We start from the raw sequence: 24,926 nt of genomic DNA, 5'->3' as shown, positions 1-24,926 counted from the left end.
TTATGAATACAAATTCAATCAATACAATAAGTAAATACTTACTTCTGCTCTTGTTGATTCTTACAGGTGCTTCCTGTAATGACAACGATGATGCAGAAGATACAAGCATCCCTGTTCTGATTTCACAGAATATCAATGATGGTGATGTAGTAGGTCCGAGCGGATATGTAGAACTGACTTTCAGCAAAGCTATGCGTCAGGCTCCAGACACAGAAATCTATTTCAACGGAGGAGTAGTGCGTGTATCCATCAACTACGAAAAAGTACGTTATACCTTCTCTGGTATGGAAAACAAAGAATGTACTTTCGAAGTTCCTGCCGGAGCATTAACGGATATGCAGGGAAGAGCTTACGACGAAGACTTCTTTTTAAGCTTTACTGCCAAATCTGAAATTTCGGGTGGTGGAAAAGTATTCGATGCAATTGTTGATTCAAAAGGGAATGGCGATTACACTACTCTCCAGGCAGCAATCAACGCCATCACTACTCCACCGACCAGTCCTTATAAAATCTTCATAGCCAACGGAACTTATAATGAATGTGTCCGGATCAATAAGAATAAACCATTTGTTCATTTAATCGGTGAGAGCCGCGATGGTGTTAAAATCCAGTTTGCAGTAAACCGTGTAGATGATTCAAGTAATGCTACCTCATGGCCTTATTCTATTTTCAACGAAAACTCACCAGCCCGCAAAGCCGGATATAGTGAAGAGCAAAACACAGTAGTGTTGATTGAAGCCACAGATTTTTATGCTGAAAACATTTCAATCATCAATCTTTATGGTGCATTCTCAAATCGTCACACTGGTGGTTTAGGTAAAAACGGACAGGCAGAAGCCTTGATAAACCGTGAAGACCGCTTTGCTTTGAATAATTGTTTGCTTGTCTCCTATCAGGATACATGGTGGACCCGTTATTGGAACAATACAACCCCTCATCGTGCATACGTTTATAACTCATGGATTGAAGGTCATACAGATTATATCTGGGGAAGTGGCGATGTACTTATCGAAAACAGTACATTCTATAATACAGGCAATGACGGTGGTAGCGTTATAACTGCTTCGCGTACCAGTGAAAGCGATAAATACGGATATGTTATAAAAGATTGTACGGTAAACGGTGATGATACAAAATTCTCATTCGGACGTTCCCAAGCCACAACCACGAAAACTGTCTGGATCAACACCAAGTTGAAAATGGATATTATAGATTCACACTGGGGATATGGTGGACAAGTACCTACACTATATGCTGAATATAACACTATCGACAAGAATGGAAATATGATTGCGGAAAGTAAAACAATCACCTCCGGAAACGTTTCCTTCACTAGTTCAGTGCTAACAGCATCCGAAGCTGCTAAATATACATATGAGAATATAATAACTATTGACAGCTGGAACCCGAAAGAGTATATGGAAACTCCCCTTGCAGCACCTACCAATGTCAATCTGTCGGGAAACACTCTGACATGGGATGCAGTATCCGGTGCTGCCGGTTACCTCATCTTTATGAATGGCAACTATGCAGGGCAAACTACAGACACTACCGTTACACTGACCAACACTGACGAAAGCAATATTTATACAGTGAAAACTGTAAGCCAGTACGGTACAGTAAGCGAATAAAACCAATAAGATTTAATAAAGAGTTCTTTGTCACATCATCAGCAAATATAATGTATGAGACAAAGAACTCTATTTTTTTAAAAGATAATTTGTATGCTCAAATCTATTAAAATGGGATTATTGTGCTTCTGTGTAATCAACCTATCGGTTGCTTGCAGCAGCGAAGACCCAAGTATCACTGATGAAACACCGGGACAGAATACCGGTAACGGTGGTAATGAGAACGAAGGTGGTGAAGAAGAGACACCTGCCGAAACGCGTTATGCCTTTCCGGGTGCTTACGGTGCAGGTCGTTATACTACCGGCGGAGCAGGCGGAGAAGTGTATACAGTAACTTCGCTTGAAGACAACGATAACACAACACAAGGGACACTACGCTACGCATTAAATCGCACGGGAAAGCGCACGATCGTATTTGCGGTAAGCGGATTGATAGAACTGAAAAGCCCCTTGAAGATAACCAACGGAGATGTAACGATTGCCGGCCAGAGTGCACCGGGTAACGGTATTTGCCTGAAAGGACATCCCGTATCCGTACAGGCAGACAACGTAATCATCCGTTTCATGCGTTTCCGCATGGGATCGGACAACTTTACAACAGAAGCAGAAGCCGACAGTGGTGATGCACTGTGGGGAAAGCAACATAAAAATATTATCATTGACCATTGTTCGATGAGTTGGAGCACTGATGAATGTGCTTCTTTCTACGATAACACTAACTTTACCATGCAATGGTGTATCATCAGCGAAAGTTTGAATCGTTCGGTACACACCAAAGGTAATCACGGTTATGGAGGAATATGGGGAGGATCACCCGCTACATTCCACCACAATTTATTAGCCCACCACAGCAGCCGTACACCACGTTTATGCGGTAGCCGCTATACAGGGAAACCGGAAAATGAAAAAGTCGATTTACGAAATAATGTTTTCTATAACTGGGGACCGACCAATGGTGGCTATGCAGGAGAAGGAGGAAGCTATAATTTCGTGAACAACTACTACAAGCCCGGACCAGTTACCAATACCAAGAAAAATATTGTAAACCGTATCTTCCAACCTAACGGTGATGACGGTACAAATAAAAACACCAAAGGTATATGGGGTACTTTTTATCTGAAAGGAAACTATTTTGATGGCACATGTCCTGAATTGAAAGCCGAATATCAATCTCTGCTTACTTCTGTAAACAATGACAACTGGCAAGGGTTACACCCCAATGCAACAGAAGCCGTTCCTTTACCCGATGGAGGAGAAAAAGCACTTCAGTCAAGTAACGAATTTACTATTTCCGAAGATGCATCCGAATTCACTCAATCGGCAAAAGAAGCTTATGAATCAGTATTAAAGTATGCCGGTGCTTCCTTAAAATATGATGATGTCGATAAACGCATCATAGCCAACGTTCGCAACGGAGATTATACGACAGACGGCAGTAATGGCAGTGAAAAGGGACTTATTGATAAAGCCAGCGATGTAGGTGGCTGGCCGGAATATAAAAAGGAAACCGGTCCGAAAGACACCGACGGCGACGGCATCCCTGATGAATGGGAAACTGCCAACGGTTTGAACCCCAAAAGTAAGGCCGACGGTTCCAAATATACTCTAAGTAAAACGTATACCAATCTGGAGGTTTACCTCAACAGTCTGGTAGAAACGTTGTATCCCAACAAATAAATCGTCTATATCCCCAAACAGTTAAAAGATAATGAAGCAGAAAATATCTCTATTTTATGTAGCTATTGCATTCAGCATCGCAGGATTATGTACCTCATGCTCTTCCGACGATCCTGTAGATGATACAGGTGGAGGAACAAATAATCCAGGTGGAACATCTTCTGATGTCAAGCAACTGGATTATGGAGAACTTCTTGCTTTCCCATACGCCGAAGGTCACGGTCGCAATACCACCGGAGGACGTGGGGGAAAAGTTTATCATGTGACTAGCCTTGAAGACGACGCCAGTGGAAGTATCAGCGGAAGTCTGCGCTGGGCTATGAAACAAGACGGTCCTAAAACGATTGTATTTGATGTGTCGGGTACCATCTATTTGAAATCGGAATTAAAAACCCAGAAAGATGATCTGACCATTGCCGGACAAACATCACCGGGCGGTATCTGTATCGCCAATTATCCATTTACGATTAATTCCAGCAATATCATCATTCGTTTCATCCGTTTTCGCCCCGGAAACTCTAACGTAGACTGCGACGGATTAGGAGGTTGTGACAAACAAAATGTAATCATCGATCATTGTTCAGTAAGCTGGGGAAGCGATGAATGTCTTTCTGTCTATGGTATGCAAAATTCTACCGTACAATGGTGTTTAGCTTATCAAGCCTTACGTGTGACTGATGTAAAGATCAATGCTGCCACAGGTAAATTCGCTTCTCACGGATATGGCGGTAACTGGGGAGGAAACTATGCCTCTTACCACCATAACCTGATAGCCCATTGCGAAAGCCGTGTTCCACGCCTTGGTCCCCGATATACTACATTAGCACTGAACAACAACGATGGAGAGCGAGTGGATATGCGCAACAATGTTTACTACAATTGGGGAGGCGAAGGCTGCTACGGTGGTGAAGCGCAACACGTGAATATCGTTAACAACTACTACAAGCCAGGCCCCGGAACCGATGAAAGCGGTAAAGCAGACCGTGCTTACCGTATCGCCAAGCCGGATGTATATCCGGAAAATTACTCCGGCGAAGCTTACAAAAAATGGCTTCAAACTTGGGGGAAGTTTTATATCGACGGAAATAAAGTGGTAGGCAATACGACTGTTAGCAATGATAACTGGACAAAAGGCGTATTTGAACAAATGGATGAAAAAAACTGTGCAACTACGGAGCTTTGGAACCAACATACCCAGATAAAGTCAAATTCACCGGTAGTTAAGGCAGGAAATGTAAGAACTCATACGCCGGATGAGGCTTATGAACGTGTGATGAGCTATGCAGGAGCCAGCAACTATCGTGATAAAGTCGACGAGTTGATAATCAGCGACGTTAAAAACAGAAAAGCAAGTTGCACGGGAGATGCCAGCAAATGGAAAGATCTTTCCGGCTACTCACAAAACAAAAGTGGATATATCAACGACCCGAAAGATGTCTGCACAGCCTTAGGAGTAAATGATCCCTACGATGTTCTGAAATCTGTAACCAATGCAAACGTGAAAGATACGGACGGTGACGGTATTCCCGACTACTGGGAAGAAGAATATGGTTTGAATCCCAAGAAATCTGCTGATGGAAAAGAAACGACTATTGACAAAAACGGGAAGTACACTAATCTGGAAATGTATCTCAATAGTCTGGTGCACGAAATCATGGTAAATGGTGCGACAGGTGGCAGTGTTATAGAATAAATTTAGTAAATTCGAACCCAAATGATAAATTAGTAATGAAAAAGAATATATTAGCAATCTGTAGTTTGATATTGGCTTTTCCTCTAGTGGGACAAGCCATGCAACCTGCCATTTCGGTTGAAAAAACATCAAAGGACTATCCTACCCCGGATCGTTCCAAAGTTCTCGCCTTCCCCGGTGCCGACGGAGCAGGAAAATATACCACCGGTGGTGCCGGAGGTGCTGTATACACTGTTACTTCCCTGGCAGACGACGGTTCGGAAGGAACACTTCGCTGGGCTATCAGCAAGAAAGGTCCCCGCACCATTGTCTTTGCGGTTAGCGGAATTATTGAATTACAAAAAGCATTAAAACTCAGCAATGGTGATGTGACCATTGCAGGACAGACAGCTCCGGGTGATGGCATTTGCCTGAAAAACTATACATTCTCTATTCAGGCAGACAATGTAATCATCCGTTTCATCCGTTCCCGTATGGGAGTCGACATCAAACAAAAAGGTGACGACGCAATGAATGGTACAAAAGCGCACCAAAACATTATCATAGACCACTGCTCCATGAGCTGGTGTACGGACGAATGTGCCACATTCTATGATAACCGTAATTTCACTCTTCAATGGTGCATCATCAGTGAAAGTCTCGCCAATTCTATCCACGAAAAGGGAGCGCATGGTTATGGAGGTATCTGGGGTGGACAGCCTGCTACTTTTCACCATAACTTACTCGCCCATCACACTAACCGCACACCCCGTCTTTGCGGAAGCCGTTATACGGGTCGTCCGGAAGATGAAAAAGTGGAATTATTCAATAATGTGATTTATAATTATGGCAGTGACGGTGCTTATGCTGGTGAAGGAGGTTCCTACAACTTTATTAATAACTACTATAAACCGGGACCTTTCAGTGCGACAAAAGGTTCTTTCAAACGCTTGTTTACAGCGTATGCCGATGATGGCAAAAACAACAATAAAGCAGGTGTTCATGGTGTATTCTATTTCAAAGGTAACTATATGGATCCTACCTGTCCCAAACTGACTGACAAGCAGAAAGAGGCTCTTTATAAAGTGAATATGGATAACTCTTACGGACTGGTTATCAAAAAAGACTTTGCCACAGAAAAGGAAGTACTGTCTAAAAAAGCATTTGACATAGCCGAACATACTTCTTTGCAACCTGCCAAGAAAGCCTACAAAGATGTTCTCGAGTTTGCCGGTGCTTCATATCGCCGTGACGCCATAGACCAACGCATCGTAGATGAAACTCTCAAAGGCACTTATACTTACGAAGGTTCTCACGGAAGCACGAATGGAATGATTGACCAACCGTCTGATGTAGGAGGATGGCCGGAATATAAATCAGAAACAGCACTTGTTGATACAGATGGTGATGGTATTCCCGATGAATGGGAAAAGAAACACAACCTTAATCCCAATGATCCTTCAGACGGAGCCAAATATACATTAAGCCCGGAATATACAAACCTGGAAATATATATGAACAGCCTTGTGAATCATCTATACCCTAAAAAATAATTTCGGATAACCAAGATGAGGGTAAATGTATCGGAACTCTCATAAACAAAAAATCACCCTCGCCACAGATAGTTGTAGTGAGGGTGATTTCGATAAAAGGGGAGCTTTGAACATCCCCCTTTCTATTTCTTTCCTTTCCTATTATTATCTCCCCACTCTATCCCGATACTCTGTAGGCGTCATTCCAACCTGTGCTTTAAAGCATTTACTGAAATAACGCGGATCATTAATGCCGACCATATACGAAATCTGGGTCATATTAAATTCTCCGGTTTCTATTAATTGTGTAGCCCGCTTGATACGCATTTCTTTGATAAATTCAATCGGAGCCAATCCGGTAAGTGTTTTCAGCTTCTTGAAGAAGACAGAACGGCTGACAGCCAGTTCCCGAACCAAATCATCTACCACCAGTTCTCCATTATCCATGTTCTGCTCCATCAATTCAACCAATTTATCCATAAACTTACGGTCGTTGGGAGACATTTCGAGAGTTGTAGGTGGAGTTTCGGACACATCTTCTTCAGCAGACGGCATATCCGTAGCCACAGGCACTTCCTCCTGACCGGTAGAAATATTGATATGCATCAGACTATCCCGGTAGAAACTTTGCAGTTTCTTACGCTGCATCAACAGATTTTCCACACGTGCTTGCAGATAGGTAGCACTGAAAGGCTTCGTTATATAATCATCCGCACCATATTCCAATCCCTCCAGTTTGCTTTCAATCGTAGTTTTGGCAGTAAGCAAAATGATAGGTATATGGCTGGTCGTCATATCCGCACGCAGTTCACGCGTCATTTCGATACCGTCTTTTTCAGGCATCATCACGTCACTGATGATAATATCCGGCAGGTACTTCAAAGCCTTGCTTGCCCCCTCCTTACCGTCAGCAGCTTCCACCACCCGGTACATCGGAGAAAATATACTGCGCAAGAATTCACGTAACTCCTGATTATCTTCGACTAACAGCATCAATTCTTTGGAGTTCTCTTCTTTCGCAAATTCTTCCCCATACACATCATCAATCTTCTCCGAATCATCGCTTACCAACGTTTCAGACTGAATGGAAGAATTGGCAATATCCACTACCTGTCCCATTCTTGCCGGAGCATCCGCATCTTCCAGAATAAACTCGGCTTCCTTATCGTAATGTTCTTTTCCCTTGAGGAAATCGACTTTGAAGCAACTCCCTTCTCCCAAATGACTATCAACGGAAATAGTCGCTTTATGCATTTCCACCAACTCTTTCACCAATGAAAGTCCGATACCCGTACTAGCCTGATTGAAAAGATTCTTATCTACCAGATTCTCAAAACGGACAAACAGTGACTTCTTTTTGTTTTCCGCGATACCGATACCCTGATCTTGCACACCGATAGAAACCATCTTTTCATCTTCCCGGATAAACATCGTAATCATCTTGCCATTCGGCGTATATTTAAATGCATTGGAAAGCAAATTGAATACAATCTTTTCCAGCTTATCGGCATCCACCCAAAGATAAAGATGTTCCTTTTCGGTCTGGAACAGGAAATCAATCCGATGTTCCTCGGCCACAGCTTCAAAATTTTCCATCACCTTACGGACGAAAGGTACAATATCCACCCGCTGCACCTGCATCTTCATCTTCTTATTCTGAATCTTGCGGAAGTCCAGAATCTGATTGACAAGACGAAGCATCCGATTGGTGTTCCGTTCAACCACCACTAACTGTTCGCGAGCATCAGCCGGCAATTTATCATTCTTCAAGACCTGCTCCACCGGACCGGCTATCAACGTAAGCGGAGTACGCAACTCATGCGATATGTTAGTAAAGAAACGCAGTTTTATATCTGAAATCTGCTGTTCGACCGAAACTTCATGCTTCAACCGATAAATAGTAAACAGGATATAAACGGCTACGAGAATAATAATCAGAATAAAAAGAACATAAAGCACATAAGCTACCGGCGTCTCCCAGAAAGAAGGCAGAATAACAATGTTCAGTATACGTTCATTATCCACCCACACACCATCACTATTCGTTGAACGAACACGGAGCACATACTCTCCTTTCGGAAGATTCGTATAAGTCACACTACGCTGCTTGTCGGCAAAAGTCCACTGTTTCTCAAATCCGTCGAGAATATAAGCATACTGTATATTCTGCGGATTAGTATAATCGAGTGCAGCGAAGTGAACGGAGAAAATATTCTCTTTGTGTGAGAGCACCAATGGGTCGGTATCGTCAATATCCACCTTCAACAAGGAGTTATCTCCGGGCGTAATATCCTCATTAGTCACCATCAGTTTGGAGAATACGATAGGTGGGATATAGCTACTCTTACGAATAGAGTCGGGATTAAATATAAAGACTCCCCCACTGGCACCGAAAAGCATACTTCCTTTAGCCGTCAATGTGGAAGCCGCTTCACTAAAGCGCACTGGGAAAGTAATACTACGTTCGTCGTAACTTTCAAAACGTTCTTCAGACGGGATAAATTTACAAATTCCATTCTCCGTACTAATCCATAAATTCTCCTTACTATCTTCGCGGGCAGAAAGCAAGACGTCGGAAGGAAGACCGTCCAGTACGGAATATGATTTGAACTCTCCGTGGCCGTCCTTACTGATAGATATCAGTTTGTTGAGTCCCCCACCGAAAGTAGCCAGATACAGTTCCTTTTTCTTAGTGGAAATAATCCAATGGACATCATTATTACTCAGACTTTGCGTATCGTTCGGCATACGGGAGAAATGATAAAACTGCACATCCTCCGGTTTCTTAAAGTTCTCATCAAAAGCAACAGCTCCCGTAGTTGTACCTACCCACAGGCGTCCATTATTATCGGAAGTAATGAAACGCGCTTTGTAGCAAGGATCAATCGGATACCCTTTCAGATTATTCCGGTGATTGATAAACAATGTCTTTCCTGCTTCATTCTGCGTGATATAATTGATACCTCCGGCAAAAGTAGCTACCCAAATACGACCATAATGATCTTCATAGATACAATACACATTATTATCGCTCAAACTGTACATATCCTCTTCACGATGAAGATAACGGGTCAGTTTATAAGACATTCCGTTGGAAGAAGTCGGCTCGGCACGGACAAGTCCGTCTCCTTTTGTTGCAATCCAGATGATTCCTTTCGAATCCTGAATAACAAAATAAACAGTTCCCAACATGGGAGTACCGGTAGTAGAAACGATGCCGCTTTCGGTCAGGTATCCTTTATAAGCTTTATCGGCATCATACATACGAAGCATACCATCTTTCAAGCCAACCCACAGATTACCCAGTTTGTCTTCGCACAGGGCACGTACCTCATTATGCAATGATTCATGTTCATGCGGCATGGGAGTCATCATCGCAAAAGGTACATTCCGATAAGTCACCTTCTCCAATCCCTTGGAGTGGGTGCAAAGCCATAAATTACCTTGTTTGTCGGAGAAAGCCGAATGAATCTTATTGGAGAAGCGCCAGTCACGGCTACCCAGTCCGTTATAGAAAGGAACCAACCGTTTTTTTTGAGGATCGAAGTAAGAGAAACCTCCTCCGTAAGGGTGTACCCAAAGATACCCGTTTACATCTTCATGGATATGGAAGGCCGGACGGGAACGTTCGGGATTACTGTATTCAATAAGAATCTGTTCACGGGTCACCACTCCGGTCGAGGGATTAAAATGGGCTACAACACCCGGTTCTTCCTGCTCGAACCACACTTCCGAAGAACGGTCTACATAAGCAGAAAGGATTGGTTTTGCGGGTAAAGCCTTACAAGTCAGGAATGAGTAATGCACATTTGTTTTGGTCCGCAGATTGTAAGTAAAGAAACCATCCGAATCGGTAGTAATTACAGAAACGTCCGGTGCAACGGGGTGAATGGAAGTGATCTGTCCTTTTGTAGGAAGTTCGATCAACGTAAATTCTCCGCTATCTTTCTGATAAGACCAGATACGTCCATGATCCGAAGCAAAGCAGATGTCCTTATCCCGCTCCTGTACTGCATAGAAGGCTTGGTTTATGCCGCCAAACTTTCCTTTTGTCTCCGTAAAATAGGAATCCGGTTCTTTCTTTCCGGGGCGGATCATGCCGAGACCGTTATCTGTCAACAGCCAGTCATTACCTGCTTTGTCCTGATGTACTTTGAATACATGTAAAGAGGGAAACAGTTCCGTCTTACTGGAATAAATATCCCATGTCAGGCGATGATTCTCATTTGGATGAGTCAGGATGCGGATAGCTCCGTCATTTTCTGTCAGCAGCCAGACGGTTCCGTTCGGCATCACCTCAATGGTATGCACATTGAAAGCACTCCCCTCCTCTCCGGCAGCAGGTACTTGTTCGAAAGTCTCTGTCTTCGGGTCGAAACGATGGACACGATTATCATAAGTCAGTAGCCACAAAAAACCATAACGGTCTTCATAGATACGGTCTACGCGATTATTGGTCAGACTGATGTAGTTTCCCTGACGGGCCTTATATGTTTTGAAGGTATAACCGTTGAAACGGTTGATTCCATCCCAAGTGGCAAACCAAAGGTTGTCTTTGTGATCTTGCAAGATGTTCATCACCGTATTCTGGGACAATCCATCTTCAGTAGAATAGTGGGTGAAAAAACAGTGCTGCTGCGCATGTGTCAAGAACACAATAGCTAGCAAAAGAATTACTGAAATTAAGGTTTTCTTCATCATATAACTAGGTTCTGTGCCGTAAAGATAGAAAAATAGTTGTACTTTTATGCAATCTTTAGCGGCTATTTAACAGAATCGAACCATTCTATAGGACAAGTGATCTATTGTCTTTTATATATCCATTGTTTTTTGCTTAGTAATTCATTTCTTTACATATTCGTCAAGTCAACGTTTCACTGTTATCAGTTTGTTTCCGTCCGCTACCGGACTCCATCCATCTTCGCCTGCCAGTACAGTCGTAATCTCGTATCCTTGCAGGTTTTTCAGTTGTTGGGAGAAAGCGGCACGCGCTTTCGGATTGGCTCCTTCGCCCCGACTCTCATATTCGGCATAGAAGACTGTATTTCCGTTCTCTTTCTTGCCCCAGTTATTCCAACCGACAGGGAGAATGTGTTTACCTAGTTCGCAACGGATAAATACAGCTTGCGCATACGGACGCCAAGGACGGGACAGATACACTTTTGTGGCTTCCGGTTCCGCAGTCAGTCTGCAATCATAGAATACATAGCCATATTTTTTACCTTTATCAGTAGAGGGAGCGGTGACATAACCATCCCGTTTGCTATGAATGTGACAACGGTTGAAAACAGCCGTAGACCAACCGAAGATAAAATCTACCGTTCCTTCGATGTAGCAGTCTTCGTAATATTGGCGGCTTTGCTTGCTGTATGTATAAAGCGTATCCTGGAAACCTAGAAAACGACAGTTCTTAAAATAGACACGGTCGGCAGACACAAAGCAGGCAACTGCCTGTCCTACGGGACCAGCAGAGTTCTCAAATGTGATATTCTCCGCATAAAAATCGGGGGCATAGATGTAACAGCTGGACGAACCGGAAGTTCCCATGTTCTCGCCAAATACATTTTTCTTGTTTGCAAAACCGTCATAAGTCAGTATCGCACCGTCTTCTCCAATCAAAGATATATTAATCTTGGATTCAGGGATGATGAGTTTCTCTTTATAAGTTCCTTTACGAATCAGGATAGTGGTACGGACGTCTTTGCGAAAATCGGGAACAGCATTGATAGCTTCCTGCACGGTAAAGAAATCACCGCTACCGTCTTGGGCCACTACATAATCGAATTGACGGATATATTTCGCCAGTTCCGGAATTTCCTTGCCGATAGCATCCACTGCCAGTCCGGCAATTGTTCGTGCTCCGTATACGTTTAAGTGAGTATTGTCTTCACGACCTTTCGGGAAAGCCGGCACCTGATTGGGTTCGACAAACATGAATAGTTTCTTTGATTCTACTGGTCCAAGTCCCTGCACCAGGTCATGGGTGATTTTGTTCATGTCGATGAAAGTCACTCCCAGTTCTTTTGCCACATTGCGGGGAGCATCCAGATAGGCACCATGCGTATCGAATAAAACGGTTCCCTCTTTCGGTTGTTCCTTTTCCCCCGGTGTACGGCGGACATCTTTTGCGATGGCATCATCCTTCGGCTGCACAAAGTTTCGACGGACGATAGAGTTGAACAATACCGGAATTCCACCTTTGGCGCGGGTTTCATTCACATACCGACGAAGAATTTCATCAAAAGTACTACCCGGATCGGTGTGACGGGTAGAGTCTGCTTTCTCATCATTATGGCCGAACTGGATAAAGACATAATCTCCTTTCTTCACCTTAGAAATTACTTTTTCCCAGCGTCCTTCGCTGATAAAGCTCTTGGAACTTCGACCGTTGGCGGCATGATTGTCTATCCGTATGTCTTCGGAGAAGAATCCGGGAAGTATCATTCCCCAACCACGTTCGGGATTTCCTCCGTCTATTTTCTTGTTAGCCATTGTCGAATCACCTATCATAAAGATAGTGATGACCGGTTTATCTGCACGAAATGCAGAAAAAAGAATAAGAGCCGTTGCAAGTAGCCCTACCATTTTAACCCTAAGTGTTTTCATATTCTTCATCCCCTCCTACGAGTTTTATTTTTTGTTTTTATCTGCCACCTGCAACGTTTTGCTTGTATCTTACTTGCAATCAACCGATTGCAGCGTTGCAGATACTGTTGCAGATACCGTTGCAGATGTTTATCTGCAACACCTTATATAATCCTATTTTGCACGCAGACAAATTCAGTTTCCACGTATAGGAACTACAGTTTCCCCGGTAAGAAACGCTAGTTTCCACGTAGAGAAACGACAGTTCCCACATAGGGAAACTGCAGTTTCCTGCCTTGGAACGGGAGTTTCAAGCTAGGGAAAGCAAAGAGCCAAGCCCGGAAACAAGAATTTCAAGCTGCATAAACAGTCGGAAACCCTACGTATTTTTATTTATAAGGATACCAATTACTGCTTTCCTTAAAGATATTTTGCGGAGTATACTTCATTGCCTCCTTATTTGTCAACTGTTTAGCCCATGCCACACGCCCGGAAGTATCTGCGCCCGCACCCGTATTTCCGAATTCGGCATAACGGGCTGTCTTTTCGTTCTCCGGATTCCTCCAATTGTGCCATCCTTCGGGACGGATATGATTACCAAACTCACAATTGATAAAGACCGTTGCCGCATAAGGACGCCACGGACGACCCAAATATACTTTTTTCACTCCCGGAGCGGCTGTCAGCTTACAGTTTTTAAATACATAACCGAATTCTTCACTTTGAGGAGTGGAAGCGGCAGTGATATACGAATCACGTTTACTATGCAGTTCGCAATATTCGAATAGAGCGGTGGAAGGACCAAAAATAAAATCGGTAGTTCCCTCGATATAGCAATTCGTGAATAAGAGACGCGCTCCTTCGGTTCCTGTATAAATAGTATCCTGATTTCCCAGGAAACGGCAGTTGACAAACATCAGTCTGTCACCTTCGGTGTGAAGAGCTACCGCTTGCCCCAGTGGAGCCGCATTATTTTCAATCGTCAGGTCTTTGAAAGTGATGTCATTCCCTTCCACTTTTACCGTATAGGTGCGGAAAGTACCCATCTTATTGATATTGGCATGGTCATCGTAAGTGATAATCGTTTTTTCTGCGCTTTCGCCCACTAATTGCACATTCTTTACCCAGGAAGGAATGACTAGTTTTTCTTTGTATATACCATTCTTGATATAGATCGTCACCGTATAATCCATAAAAGCGCGGACGGCTTCCACGGCTTCCTGAATGTTACGATACTCCCCTGTCCCGTCGCGTGCCACGACTAATGTGTCTTTGCGTTGCTGTTGTTGTGCATAAACAGATGTTGCTCCCACACCCAGTAGAAGCAAACACATCATTCCTTTAAAAATAGTCCTTTTCATTGTCGGAAATTACTTTTGTAAACGTTCGTATTCCAAGCTAGCCATAATAAAAGGTCCTACGGCTTTAGGATCGTTATTGCGGATAGTTTCATTAATATAATAGTCATAATCGCCGGAACGATATACCTTTCCTCCCAATCCTGCCACTGCACAAGCCTTGGTGATGGTTACCAATCCGTTCTTGTCCACTTCGATAAAATTATCCAGGAATCCTTTGTAGCCTTTCAATGCCACATCCAGATAAGACTTATCAATATATCCCAAACGAACCGCCTTAAAGAGCGAATAAATGAACATAGCGGAACAAGAAGATTCTACGTAATTACCCTTATCACCACTCCGATCCATCACCTGATACCATCCTCCGGTCTTCGGGTCCTGAAGTTTCTTCACCTGCACAGCTACATTATTCAATATATCAAGCAGGGAATCTCTTCCGGCTTCATGCTGCGGAATAAATTCGAGCACATCCACCAATGCCATCGCATACCATCCCATTGCACGTCCCCATGTATGTTTCGACTGTCCGGTCACCGGGTCCGCCCAACGTTGAGTGCGGCTTACATCGCACGCATGACGATAAAGACCATTTTTAGGATCGTACGTATGACGGGCACAAGTGACAAACTGGTTGATTACATCTGCATAGTCCTGCGGAAGATTATTACGGAATGCATATTCCGCGTAGAAAGGAGCTCCCATGTAAATTCCGTCCAACCACATTTGGTGGGGATAAATCTTTTTATGCCAAAAACCACCGTCCTCATTACGCGGTTGTCCTTCAAACTGGCTATAAAGCAGGTCGAGCGCTTTCTTATATTTAGGATTCTTGGTCTGCTCATAGATACGGAAAAGGATTTTTCCGGAGTTGATACGGTCGAGACTGTAATCGGTTAATTTATAAGCGGTAATGCTTCCGTCCTCGTGCACCATTGTATCCGCATACGCGATGGCGTAATCGCGAATTTTCTTGTCGCCATAAGCGTCGTACACATCGAGCATGGCTCCCAGTTCAAGTCCGTGGCAATAATCCCACTTCAGTTTCGGCTGAAAGTCGAGCTGCCAGGATTCGGGGTAACGGATCATTTCCGATTCAGTCAGTCGCACAGACCAGGGAAGTTTGCTGTCTACCTGTTGTGCCGATACAGAAGCGGTCATTGTAACCAATAAAGCCACTATAAAAAAATTATAAAAAGGAGTTCGTCTCATGGTTTGTTATTTTAAGGATTCAACATAGTCTTTTTTCACGGTACGAAAGTAGTGTTTTTCCTCCAAACCCAGTGGGATTTTTTAGTCAAGTAGGTGCATTTTTTGTTTTTCGTGCACGGAAACGACTAATTTTGTGCACGCAAACGTCAAAAATGTCCATTTTTGATGCAATATCTCATAAATTAAGAGTTTCGTTTTGGAAGAAAGCAAAAAAGGTCTTACTTTTGGCACGGTTTACAACTAATACCCTCTGGGGAAACACAGGTAATTTATCATTAAAACAGAGAAAAAATAGAACAGAATGGAAGAAGTATTTAAGTACATTATCGGTCTTGGAGCGGCAGTAATGATGCCAATCATTTTCACGATTTTAGGAGTATGTATCGGTATTAAACTTCCCAAAGCGCTGAAGAGCGGTTTGTTGGTTGGTGTCGGTTTCGTTGGTTTATCAGTAGTGACGGCATTGCTCACCAGCAGTCTGGGTCCGGCATTAAGTAAAATGGTTGAAATCTACGGATTGGAATTGGGAATTTTCGACATGGGTTGGCCTTCTGCTGCGGCGGTAGCTTACAACACTTCAGTCGGTGCTTTCATCATCCCTGTTTGCTTGGGAGTTAACTTATTAATGTTGCTTACCAAAACAACCCGTACCGTCAATATCGACCTTTGGAACTATTGGCACTTCGCATTTATCGGTGCTATCGTTTACTTTGCTTCCGACAATATCTATTGGGGATTCTTCGCTGCTATCATCTGCTACATCATTACGCTGGTAATGGCTGATATGACTGCTCCTGCTTTCCAAAAGTTCTATGATAAAATGGACGGTATCTCTATTCCTCAACCGTTCTGCCAAAGTTTCGTTCCGTTTGCTATTGTAATCAATAAACTATTGGATAAAATTCCGGGATTCGACAAACTGAATATTGATTCTGAAGGTATGAAAAAGAAATTCGGATTGATGGGTGAACCGCTGTTCTTGGGTATCGTAATCGGTTGCGGTATAGGCGCATTGGGTTGTGCCAGCTGGAAAGAAGTATTGGATAATATTCCGGGCATTTTAGGACTGGGTATCAAGATGGGTGCGGTGATGGAATTGATTCCACGTATCACCAGCCTCTTTATCGAAGGTTTGAAACCGATCTCTGACGCTACCCGCGAACTGATCGCTAAGAAATATAAGAATAACACCGGTTTGAGCATCGGTATGAGCCCTGCACTGGTTATCGGTCACCCGACTACCCTGGTGGTATCTCTGCTGTTGATCCCTGTCACTATCTTCCTGGCTGTTATCCTTCCGGGCAACCGTTTCTTACCGCTGGCTTCTCTGGCAGGTATGTTCTACCTGTTCCCGATGATTCTGCCTATTACAAAAGGTAACGTAGTGAAATCATTTATTATCGGCCTGGTGGCATTGATTGTAGGTCTGTATTTCGTAACAGGACTGGCAGGCTTCTTCACACTGGCTGCTAAAGATGTATACGAAGCAACAGGTGACCCGACAGTAAACATCCCCGCCGGTTTTGAAGGCGGCGCACTTGACTTTGCTTCCAGTCTCTTCTGCTGGGGTATCTTCCACCTTACTTACAGTCTGAAGATTATCGGCCCTGCCATCCTCGTGGCACTGGCACTCGGAATGGCTATCTACAACCGTATCCGCATGACTAGAAACGACGCAAAGAACGCATTGAACAGTAATAAGGAATAAGTAGAAAAGCCTTTAACTGATAATAATAAGTGGTATATAATATATAACTCAATAAAAAACTCGAAAGATGAAAAAATTAGCAATTGCAATGATGTTGGGTATCGCAGCAATGTCTGCCTCCGCCCAGGTGAATTACAAGATGCAAGTGGCTTGCAGCCCGCAAGACGTGAAAACGTATGATACTAACCGCTTGCGCAGTAGCTTCCTGATGGAAAAAGTAATGGTTCCGAACGAAATCAACGTTACTTATTCTATGTACGACCGTCTGATCTTCGGTGGCGCAGTACCTGCGACAAAAGAATTGGTACTTGAAACAATCGACCCGTTGAAATCTAAATTCTTCCTCGAACGCCGCGAACTGGGTGTCATCAACATTGGTGGCGAAGGTATCGTAACCGTAGACGGTAAAGAATATACGCTGAAATTCAAAGATGCCCTGTACGTAGGTAGAGGCAAGCAGAAAGTGACTTTCAAGAGCAAAGATTCCAGCAATCCTGCCAAATTCTACATCAACTCGGCTACTGCCCACAAGGAATACAAGACTCAATTGATTACTATCGACGGACGTAAAGGTTCTCTGAAAGCAAACTCATTTGCTGCCGGAAAGCTGGAAGAAAGCAACGACCGCGTTATCAACCAGTTGATTGTTAACAACGTACTTGAAGAAGGCCCCTGCCAACTGCAAATGGGATTGACTGAACTGAAACCGGGTAGCGTATGGAACACCATGCCGGCACACACTCACTCTCGTCGTGTAGAAGCATACTTCTACTTCAATGTACCGGCAGGAAATGCTATCTGCCACTTCATGGGCGAACCTCAAGAAGAACGCGTCGTATGGATGCAGAACGAACAAGCTATCATGTCACCGGAATGGTCTATCCACGCTGCTGCCGGAACAAGCAACTACATGTTTATCTGGGGTATGGCAGGTGAAAACCTCGATTACGGAGACATGGACAAGATCAAATATACAGAAATGCGCTAACCGTTGCGTATTCCTGTATGACATATAATTTTTCAGACGCAGATAACGCGGATAGCACGGATCAAAAAATAAGAATCCGCATTATCCGCGTCATCTGCGTCTAAAAGATTAGACTCATTTGCTCTTGATTCACAAACTCGTTTATCTTCTTTCTGTATTACCCCCAACGTTGCAAATGATAATGCTATGAGACATTTTTATATCCTTTGAAACAAATAGCATATATAATGCAACGAATAATACATGATTTTGACCAATTTTTACAAATAAAATTCAGTCGAAATACCGACCTTTGTCAACGAAACAAAATCTATTTAAATCCATTATCATGAATGCATTTCAAAAAACAGGCGAAAAGATGACAAACTACAGATGGACCATCTGTGCTATGCTATTTTTTGCTACTACAGTTAACTATCTCGACCGTCAGGTTCTCTCATTGACGTGGGATGAATTTATCAAACCGGAATTCCACTGGGACGAATCTCACTACGGTACTATTACTTCTGTTTTCTCCATTGTATACGCTATATGTATGCTGTTTGCCGGTCGTTTTGTCGACTGGATGGGAACTAAAAAAGGATTTTTATGGGCTATCGGTGTCTGGTCGGCAGGTGCTTGTCTTCATGCCGTTTGTGGTATTGTCACAGAAGCACAAGTTGGACTTCATAGTGCAGCAGAACTGGCCGGTGCCACAGGAGATGTGGTAGTGACTATTGCTACGGTCAGTATGTACTGCTTCCTCGCCGCCCGCTGTATTCTCGCTTTAGGAGAAGCCGGTAACTTCCCTGCTGCTATTAAAGTAACTGCAGAGTACTTCCCTAAAAAAGACCGTGCTTATGCTACTTCTATCTTTAATGCCGGTGCATCTATCGGAGCATTGATCGCTCCTCTTACCATTCCTATTCTGGCAAAAATGTTCGGTTGGGAAATGGCATTTATCGTAATTGGTGGACTTGGCTTTATCTGGATGGGATTCTGGGTGTTTATGTATGATGCCCCGTCGAAAAGCAAACATGTCAATCAGGCAGAGCTTGACTACATCGAGCAAGATAATCGCGAAGCAGGCAGTGCTCCAATGACAGACGAGAAAGATGAAAAGAGAATGAAGTTCTGGCAATGTTTCAGCTACAAACAAACATGGGCCTTTGTCTTCGGTAAGTTCATGACTGACGGCGTATGGTGGTTCTTCCTTTTCTGGACTCCGTCTTATCTGAATACACAATTCGGTATCAAAACCTCCGACCCGCTGGGTATGGCGTTGATCTTTACGCTTTATGCAGTGACTATGTTATCTATCTATGGTGGTAAACTACCTACTATCTTCATCAACAGAACAGGTATGAATCCGTATGCAGCCCGTATGAAAGCGATGCTAATCTTCGCCTTCTTCCCGCTGGTTGTACTGTTAGCACAACCGTTAGGTACTGTTTCTCCATGGTTCCCGGTTATCTTAATCGGTATTGGTGGAGCTGCTCATCAATCCTGGTCGGCCAATATATTCTCTACCGTAGGCGATATGTTCCCAAGAACAGCTATTGCAAGTATCACCGGTATAGGTGGTATGGCAGGAGGCGTAGGCTCTATGATTCTTCAGAAAGTGGCAGGTAACTTGTTCGTATATGCTTCCGGAACAACGATGATCGACGGCAAAGAGGTGGAAATGACAAAAGAATTACTCGAACAAGGAGCACAATTCGTACACCCAGCCATGACATTCATGGGATTCGAAGGCAAACCAGCCGGATATTTCGTTATCTTCTGCGTATGTGCAGTAGCTTATCTGTTGGGTTGGGTTATCATGAAGGCATTAGTTCCGAAATACAAACCTATCGTATTAGAGTAAATCTATTCGAACAGATAGAATCATTAAAAACAAAAGAGTAACTCGTCGCCGAGTTACTCTTTTGTTTTTAATGATTCAAAAAAATGAAAAATGAAAAAATAAAAAAGCCTCTTCTCACGAAGAAGGCTTTTTAGGTTTACTTATCCTGCATCATCCTCCTGCAAAATTTTTAACCGAAACACTAGAAACAGTGTTTTTGCATTCCTATAATGAAGTATAGTAAACGTTAAGATGAAAAAAAGGGAAGTCTCACGACTTCCACAATTCTTCTAACCTTAAATCTAAATCTCTATGAAAAAAACGTGTTGCAAATATAGACGTTTGTTCAACATAGAGGTGTTAATGAATTGCATAAAGAGAGAATAAAAACTAACATCTGCAAAATGATGCAATTTTTCAGAAGCTTTCTATTAATTTTAATAAACTTTTATAGAGTGGATTGCGTTCGAGTAGTTCGGGAACTCCTGTAATGAACATCTGTTTTCTTGCACGGGTCAAGGCAACATTCAGTTTCCGGTCGATCAAAACACCCTCTTCTTCCGTCAGATTGGATAGAAATTTTAGTTGGTAAGGGTAGTTGACACAGAAGGAATAGATTATTACATCACGCTCGCTTCCCTGGAACCGTTCTACTGTGTCAACTAGAATTCGGTTCAGAGCTGGAATACCTAATGATTCTATTTCTTTTTTTATCAATGCTATCTGACTCCGGTAAGGGGTAATGATCCCTAAAGTACGGGATTCGTCAAAATCTGTCCGATGATCTTCATAAATGCGAGCAGCTAAGTCGGCAACAATACGTGCTTCCGAATAGTTGATCTTTGCAGATGTTCCGGCCTTCTCCGGCACAGAGGGATAAAAAGCCAAACGACAAATGGTATCGGATGATTCTATTTGGTGAGGTAGGCCGACAGGGATCAGACGCCCTCCATAAAAGGCACGATTAGCAAACAAAGCAACTTCCGGATGCATTCGCCCTTGACGGCACAGCATATCGTAGGAGCGATGAACCGTTGCAGTACAGTTCCGGTAGAGGCGTTCAAACAAGGAATCTTTCAAATTGGTCAACCCGATAGACAGTAAAGATTCATCATAAATGGCCGATTGCTCCGTATTTTGCTGTACCACAGCAGGCAGTTGTTTATGATCTCCGATCAAGACAAACTTATCTATTGCATCTTTTCCGTCTTCTCCACGTGCACAGAGGATACCCAACAACTGCGGTTCCAATATTTGGGTAGCCTCATCAATAATGGCTACATCAAAATGCTTCAAACGAAACAGTTCCGGTTTGCCGGAAATAGCCGCTACCGTTCCCACAATAATCCGACAATTCCGGATGCGTTCGTACACTTCCGAACGACGGTTACAAGAGGATAATTCATTTTCAATCAGATGCCCGCGGTAGGCTTCATCACATGATAATTCACTTCCCACACGTATAAAATCAACAGCCGGAGCAATGGAAGCCAGCGACTTGCATATCTCATCGACAGCCCGGTTGGTGTATGAAAGCAAAAGAATCTGCGCATCTTTATCTGCATGAAAAGTCTCTACCATTTTCTTCAGGGCACATGAAGTTTTGCCTGTTCCCGGAGGCCCGATAAGAAGGAAATAATCCTGTGCGGCTTTTGCTTTCAAGGCGATTCGCGTAAAATCGTCTTCCGAACGGGAAATCATAGGATCCAATGATTCATCAAACCGAGGAGGACGCTGTGACAGCAACAAGTCACGGCGTTCCTTCCTTGCAGAAAGATAAATATATAACCCCTGATACATCGAGCGGAATGTTGTATCCATTGTATCATGTTCTATCGCATAAAGGCTTTCGGCAGGAAGTACGGATGGATTCTGCTGGGTAGCACGTAAGCGAATACCTATTTCGTTTTCTGTCAGGTATTCAATATTACCCTTGAAAACCATTTTATTGGTAACGTTATCTGTATCGCGGTTACGTTCATAAAGGATAATGGCATCGCCTTGACGGAAATTAGGTAGAGAAGTCTCTGTTTCAAGAGCTTCACTTCTGACAGTCTTACTTGCAGAGGCTCCATTTCCAAGAATATCATTTCCAATAGCTTTATCTCCGGTAATGTCATTTCCAATAGCTTTATCTCCAGTAATGTCATTTATGGTAGCCTCATTCAACAAAGTTTCCCCAGCCTTTTCCTTTTTAAAGAAAGAAAAAGTAAGTCCGGCTTTATGTTCATCGGCCGCATGATTCTCCTTTATTTTCAAATCATAAATGATTTCTCCGGCCTCGCATTTCTCCGCTAATGTAGAAAGCCATAAAGAAGCTGCCCCGGTACGTCCTTCATAATCCACATCACCGGATTTTGAGGTATAAAGTTCCTTTGTAATAAAGTTATACACCGCATAGAAGTAATTCTTTTCCAGTGGAGAAAGAGCTTTCAGTTTCGATTGAAAGTTATCAATAGAGGGACGCAGGTATGTTTCCCAAAAACGTCCTTTCAATCCTCGTTCATTCAAGGTGGAGGCATTGATTTCTTCCAGTTTTTGTGCCGTATATTCCAGACTATTGCGTAATTGGACGCCATATTCATCGGCCACAATGCGGTTACGCAAATCAATCACCCGACGTACCATCGCCCACGAAGGACGGGAGGGATAAAGGAGCGGATAACGGGTATAAAGCAAATAGGCTTTCACTTTCCGGTGATCCATTCCCATTGAATATTGCAAGACTGCTTGATAAAGTAACATCTGTACTTTATTATTCTCCTTCGGCTCTACCTTGCCCCGGATAGCGTATTCATCCGCCTTGCCGGATTTCATTTCTATGAAAGAAGACATATCCCGCTGCATATAGTCGAGACGTCCCTGAAGTCCGAGTGCTTCACAGATATAAGACGGTTCAAGCACGGCATCTGTCTTGTCCAGTTCATAACCGGCTGCATGAAAGGTATCATTAACCGTTTCACGAATATGATCGAAGTGCAGTTTGCAGTCCTCAAAGAATTGGCGTTCTTTCTCTTTGTCGCGCAAATCGGAACAGGCAGCCAGCTCAATAGGATAACGCCGGAAGGCTTTCTGCATACAGGTACGATAATCTATGTCTTCACTCTTCGCATGAATCCATTCGTCCAGAAAAAGATTGGCTATATTTCCCAGTAACAGAGGCCGGGCATTTTCGATCGGTTGAAGACGGGAAAGAAAATAATTGGCCGGATGATGCCCGTAATCACGGAAACACTCTGCCAAAGAACTGATGTCAAGTAAATAATCCGGTTCGAGTACAATGAAAGAAGGAGTCAGGATTCCTGTCTCATCCACTGCAACATCCAATAAATTGACCTGGGCATGACGCCAAAGCAATTTGCACGTTTCTGCAAACTCTTCATTTATTTGAGGGATATTATAACGAACTAAATATGGTTTCTCCGAGACTTCGTCCAAGGGAGTCACATACAAATATTGCTCGTCAGCATACTGGAAGCAGACACGCATTCGCTGCACTCGTTCGCGGGCAGGAGACGCAACCAGGTAGGTAGCATCCGCACGCGGAAGTAGCCGGTATAGTTCCATGGGAATATCCTCTTCCAGGAGTTTACGAATAAAGAAAGCTAACGTTTTCGCATCGCGCAAGAGTTGTTCCCGGTTGGGCTCCTGCTGGCGGTTCAAGATAGCATTCGAAGTGAGCCGGAAAGTATGCAGCCGGTTCTGCTCTGCAACAGAAAGACCGACCTTAGCCGCCACGAAACTGATTCGTGCGGAAAGGTCGGTCATCTGTAAACTTTCGTTTTGCATTTGCGCGCGACAAATACGCTCCAGCAAGTCGCGCATTTGCTTATATCCTACGGCAAGATAAGCATCTTCCGCCCGGCAAACTGCTAAAAGGATTTCATAAGATTCTATCGCTTCACTCTTCGGACAGGGCAACTTCATCTCCAGCTTCATCTTCAACTTCCTCTTCTGTTTTCTTCTTGTCCTTTATCATCAAAATACTCATCTCGTACAACAGATAAAGCGGAATAGCGACAACACTCAAGGTGAACGGGTCGCCCGTCGGAGTAATAATAGCAGCAGCTATCACTATGACGACAACCGCATGACGGCGGTATTTCCGCAGGAAGGACTTGTTGACCACTCCCATTAAAGAAAGCAACCATGTAACCAATGGAAGTTCAAAAGCCAATCCCATGCAGAGAATCAGCATCATAAAATTGTCGATATAAGAATTGAGCGACAGGATATTCTCCACTTCCGAACTCAACTGATAAGTAGAAAGGAAACGGAGAGTCAACGGATAAACCATAAAGTAGCCCAACAGTACACCGATGAAGAACATCAGTGTTCCGATAGTCAATGCTTTACGCACGCCCTTTCTCTCATTCGGATAAAGGGCGGGATTGATGAAACGCCATATTTCAAAAAAGATATAAGGCATAGCCGTCACCACCGACATCCAAAATGCTGTCGACATGTGAATAAAGAAAGGAGCAGCCAAGTTGATATTGACCAGCTTCACATAAAATTGTTGCGTGAAGAAGTCATCGGTCAAATCAAATGTTTTACCGATATGCCGTAATAAATCGTAGAATATGAAATCATTGTGGCAAGGCGCAAGTATTACATGGTCGAAGAGGTAGGGCATAGCAATAAAATAGCCTATTGCCAATACAAACCAAACTCCAACTACCCGAAAAAGTACCTTACGCAGTTCGTCCAAATGATCCCAAAAGGTCATTTCTGCCAT

The 24,926-nt window shown here is 43.4% G+C and carries 13 protein-coding genes; 7 read left to right on the top strand and 6 right to left on the bottom strand.

The window, feature by feature from the left end; translation table 11 throughout:
• Positions 1-2 precede the first annotated feature (2 nt).
• From Bovatus_RS21350 to Bovatus_RS21335, 4 genes are all read left to right on the top strand, one after another.
• The gene (locus Bovatus_RS21350) at positions 3-1,631 is read left to right on the top strand and encodes a pectinesterase family protein (protein ID WP_004301512.1); all 1,629 of its coding nucleotides are present in this window, start codon (positions 3-5) and stop codon (positions 1,629-1,631) included.
• A 93-nt stretch (positions 1,632-1,724) separates the two neighbouring features.
• Positions 1,725-3,308 carry a polysaccharide lyase domain-containing protein gene (locus Bovatus_RS21345; RefSeq protein WP_004301511.1) on the top strand — a complete coding sequence of 528 codons (1,584 nt, stop codon included), beginning with the start codon at positions 1,725-1,727 and terminating at the stop codon, positions 3,306-3,308.
• A 31-nt stretch (positions 3,309-3,339) separates the two neighbouring features.
• Positions 3,340-5,001, top strand: coding sequence for a polysaccharide lyase domain-containing protein (locus tag Bovatus_RS21340; protein WP_004301510.1), 1,662 nt, complete (start codon positions 3,340-3,342; stop codon positions 4,999-5,001).
• Positions 5,002-5,036: 35 nt separating this feature from the next.
• Positions 5,037-6,533 (top strand): pectate lyase, encoded by a 1,497-nt coding sequence (locus Bovatus_RS21335; protein WP_004301509.1) that lies wholly within the window; start codon positions 5,037-5,039, stop codon positions 6,531-6,533.
• 144 nt (positions 6,534-6,677) lie between these two features.
• On the opposite strand, the gene Bovatus_RS21330 is transcribed toward Bovatus_RS21335, so the two are convergent.
• The 4 genes from Bovatus_RS21330 to Bovatus_RS21315 form a co-directional block, all read right to left on the bottom strand.
• Positions 6,678-11,213 carry a hybrid sensor histidine kinase/response regulator transcription factor gene (locus Bovatus_RS21330; RefSeq protein WP_004301508.1) on the bottom strand — a complete coding sequence of 1,512 codons (4,536 nt, stop codon included), beginning with the start codon at positions 11,211-11,213 and terminating at the stop codon, positions 6,678-6,680.
• Between the two features lie 165 nt (positions 11,214-11,378).
• Positions 11,379-13,127, bottom strand: coding sequence for a pectinesterase family protein (locus tag Bovatus_RS21325; protein WP_004301507.1), 1,749 nt, complete (start codon positions 13,125-13,127; stop codon positions 11,379-11,381).
• A gap of 359 nt (positions 13,128-13,486) precedes the next feature.
• Positions 13,487-14,458 (bottom strand): pectinesterase family protein, encoded by a 972-nt coding sequence (locus Bovatus_RS21320; RefSeq protein WP_004301505.1) that lies wholly within the window; start codon positions 14,456-14,458, stop codon positions 13,487-13,489.
• A 9-nt stretch (positions 14,459-14,467) separates the two neighbouring features.
• Complete coding sequence (locus Bovatus_RS21315; protein WP_004320969.1) at positions 14,468-15,667, bottom strand: glycoside hydrolase family 88/105 protein; 1,200 nt, start codon at positions 15,665-15,667, stop codon at positions 14,468-14,470.
• A 301-nt stretch (positions 15,668-15,968) separates the two neighbouring features.
• Between Bovatus_RS21315 and Bovatus_RS21310 the strand changes: the two genes are divergently transcribed.
• The 3 genes from Bovatus_RS21310 (at position 15,969) to Bovatus_RS21300 (ending at position 20,209) form a co-directional block, all read left to right on the top strand.
• Positions 15,969-17,375, top strand: a complete 1,407-nt coding sequence (locus Bovatus_RS21310) for a PTS galactitol transporter subunit IIC (RefSeq protein ID WP_004301502.1) — start codon at positions 15,969-15,971, stop codon at positions 17,373-17,375.
• A gap of 67 nt (positions 17,376-17,442) precedes the next feature.
• Positions 17,443-18,363 (top strand): 5-dehydro-4-deoxy-D-glucuronate isomerase, encoded by a 921-nt coding sequence (gene kduI, locus Bovatus_RS21305; protein WP_004301501.1) that lies wholly within the window; start codon positions 17,443-17,445, stop codon positions 18,361-18,363.
• 328 nt (positions 18,364-18,691) lie between these two features.
• A complete protein-coding gene (locus Bovatus_RS21300) occupies positions 18,692-20,209 on the top strand; it encodes an MFS transporter (RefSeq protein ID WP_004301500.1) in 1,518 nt (505 codons plus the stop codon).
• A gap of 396 nt (positions 20,210-20,605) precedes the next feature.
• On the opposite strand, the gene Bovatus_RS21295 is transcribed toward Bovatus_RS21300, so the two are convergent.
• Both Bovatus_RS21295 and tatC read right to left on the bottom strand, forming a co-directional pair.
• Positions 20,606-24,127: an AAA domain-containing protein gene (locus Bovatus_RS21295; RefSeq protein ID WP_004301499.1), complete on the bottom strand. Its 3,522-nt coding sequence runs from the start codon at positions 24,125-24,127 to the stop codon at positions 20,606-20,608.
• A complete protein-coding gene (tatC, locus tag Bovatus_RS21290; protein ID WP_004301498.1) occupies positions 24,090-24,926 on the bottom strand; it encodes a twin-arginine translocase subunit TatC in 837 nt (278 codons plus the stop codon). Before tatC ends, Bovatus_RS21295 begins: the two co-directional genes overlap by 38 nt.

The organism is Bacteroides ovatus (assembly GCF_001314995.1).
In the GTDB taxonomy this organism is placed as follows: Bacteria; Bacteroidota; Bacteroidia; order Bacteroidales; family Bacteroidaceae; genus Bacteroides; species Bacteroides ovatus.
Note: the sequence above shows the minus strand (reverse complement) of the source record. Positions and strands in the feature narration are given on the sequence as shown.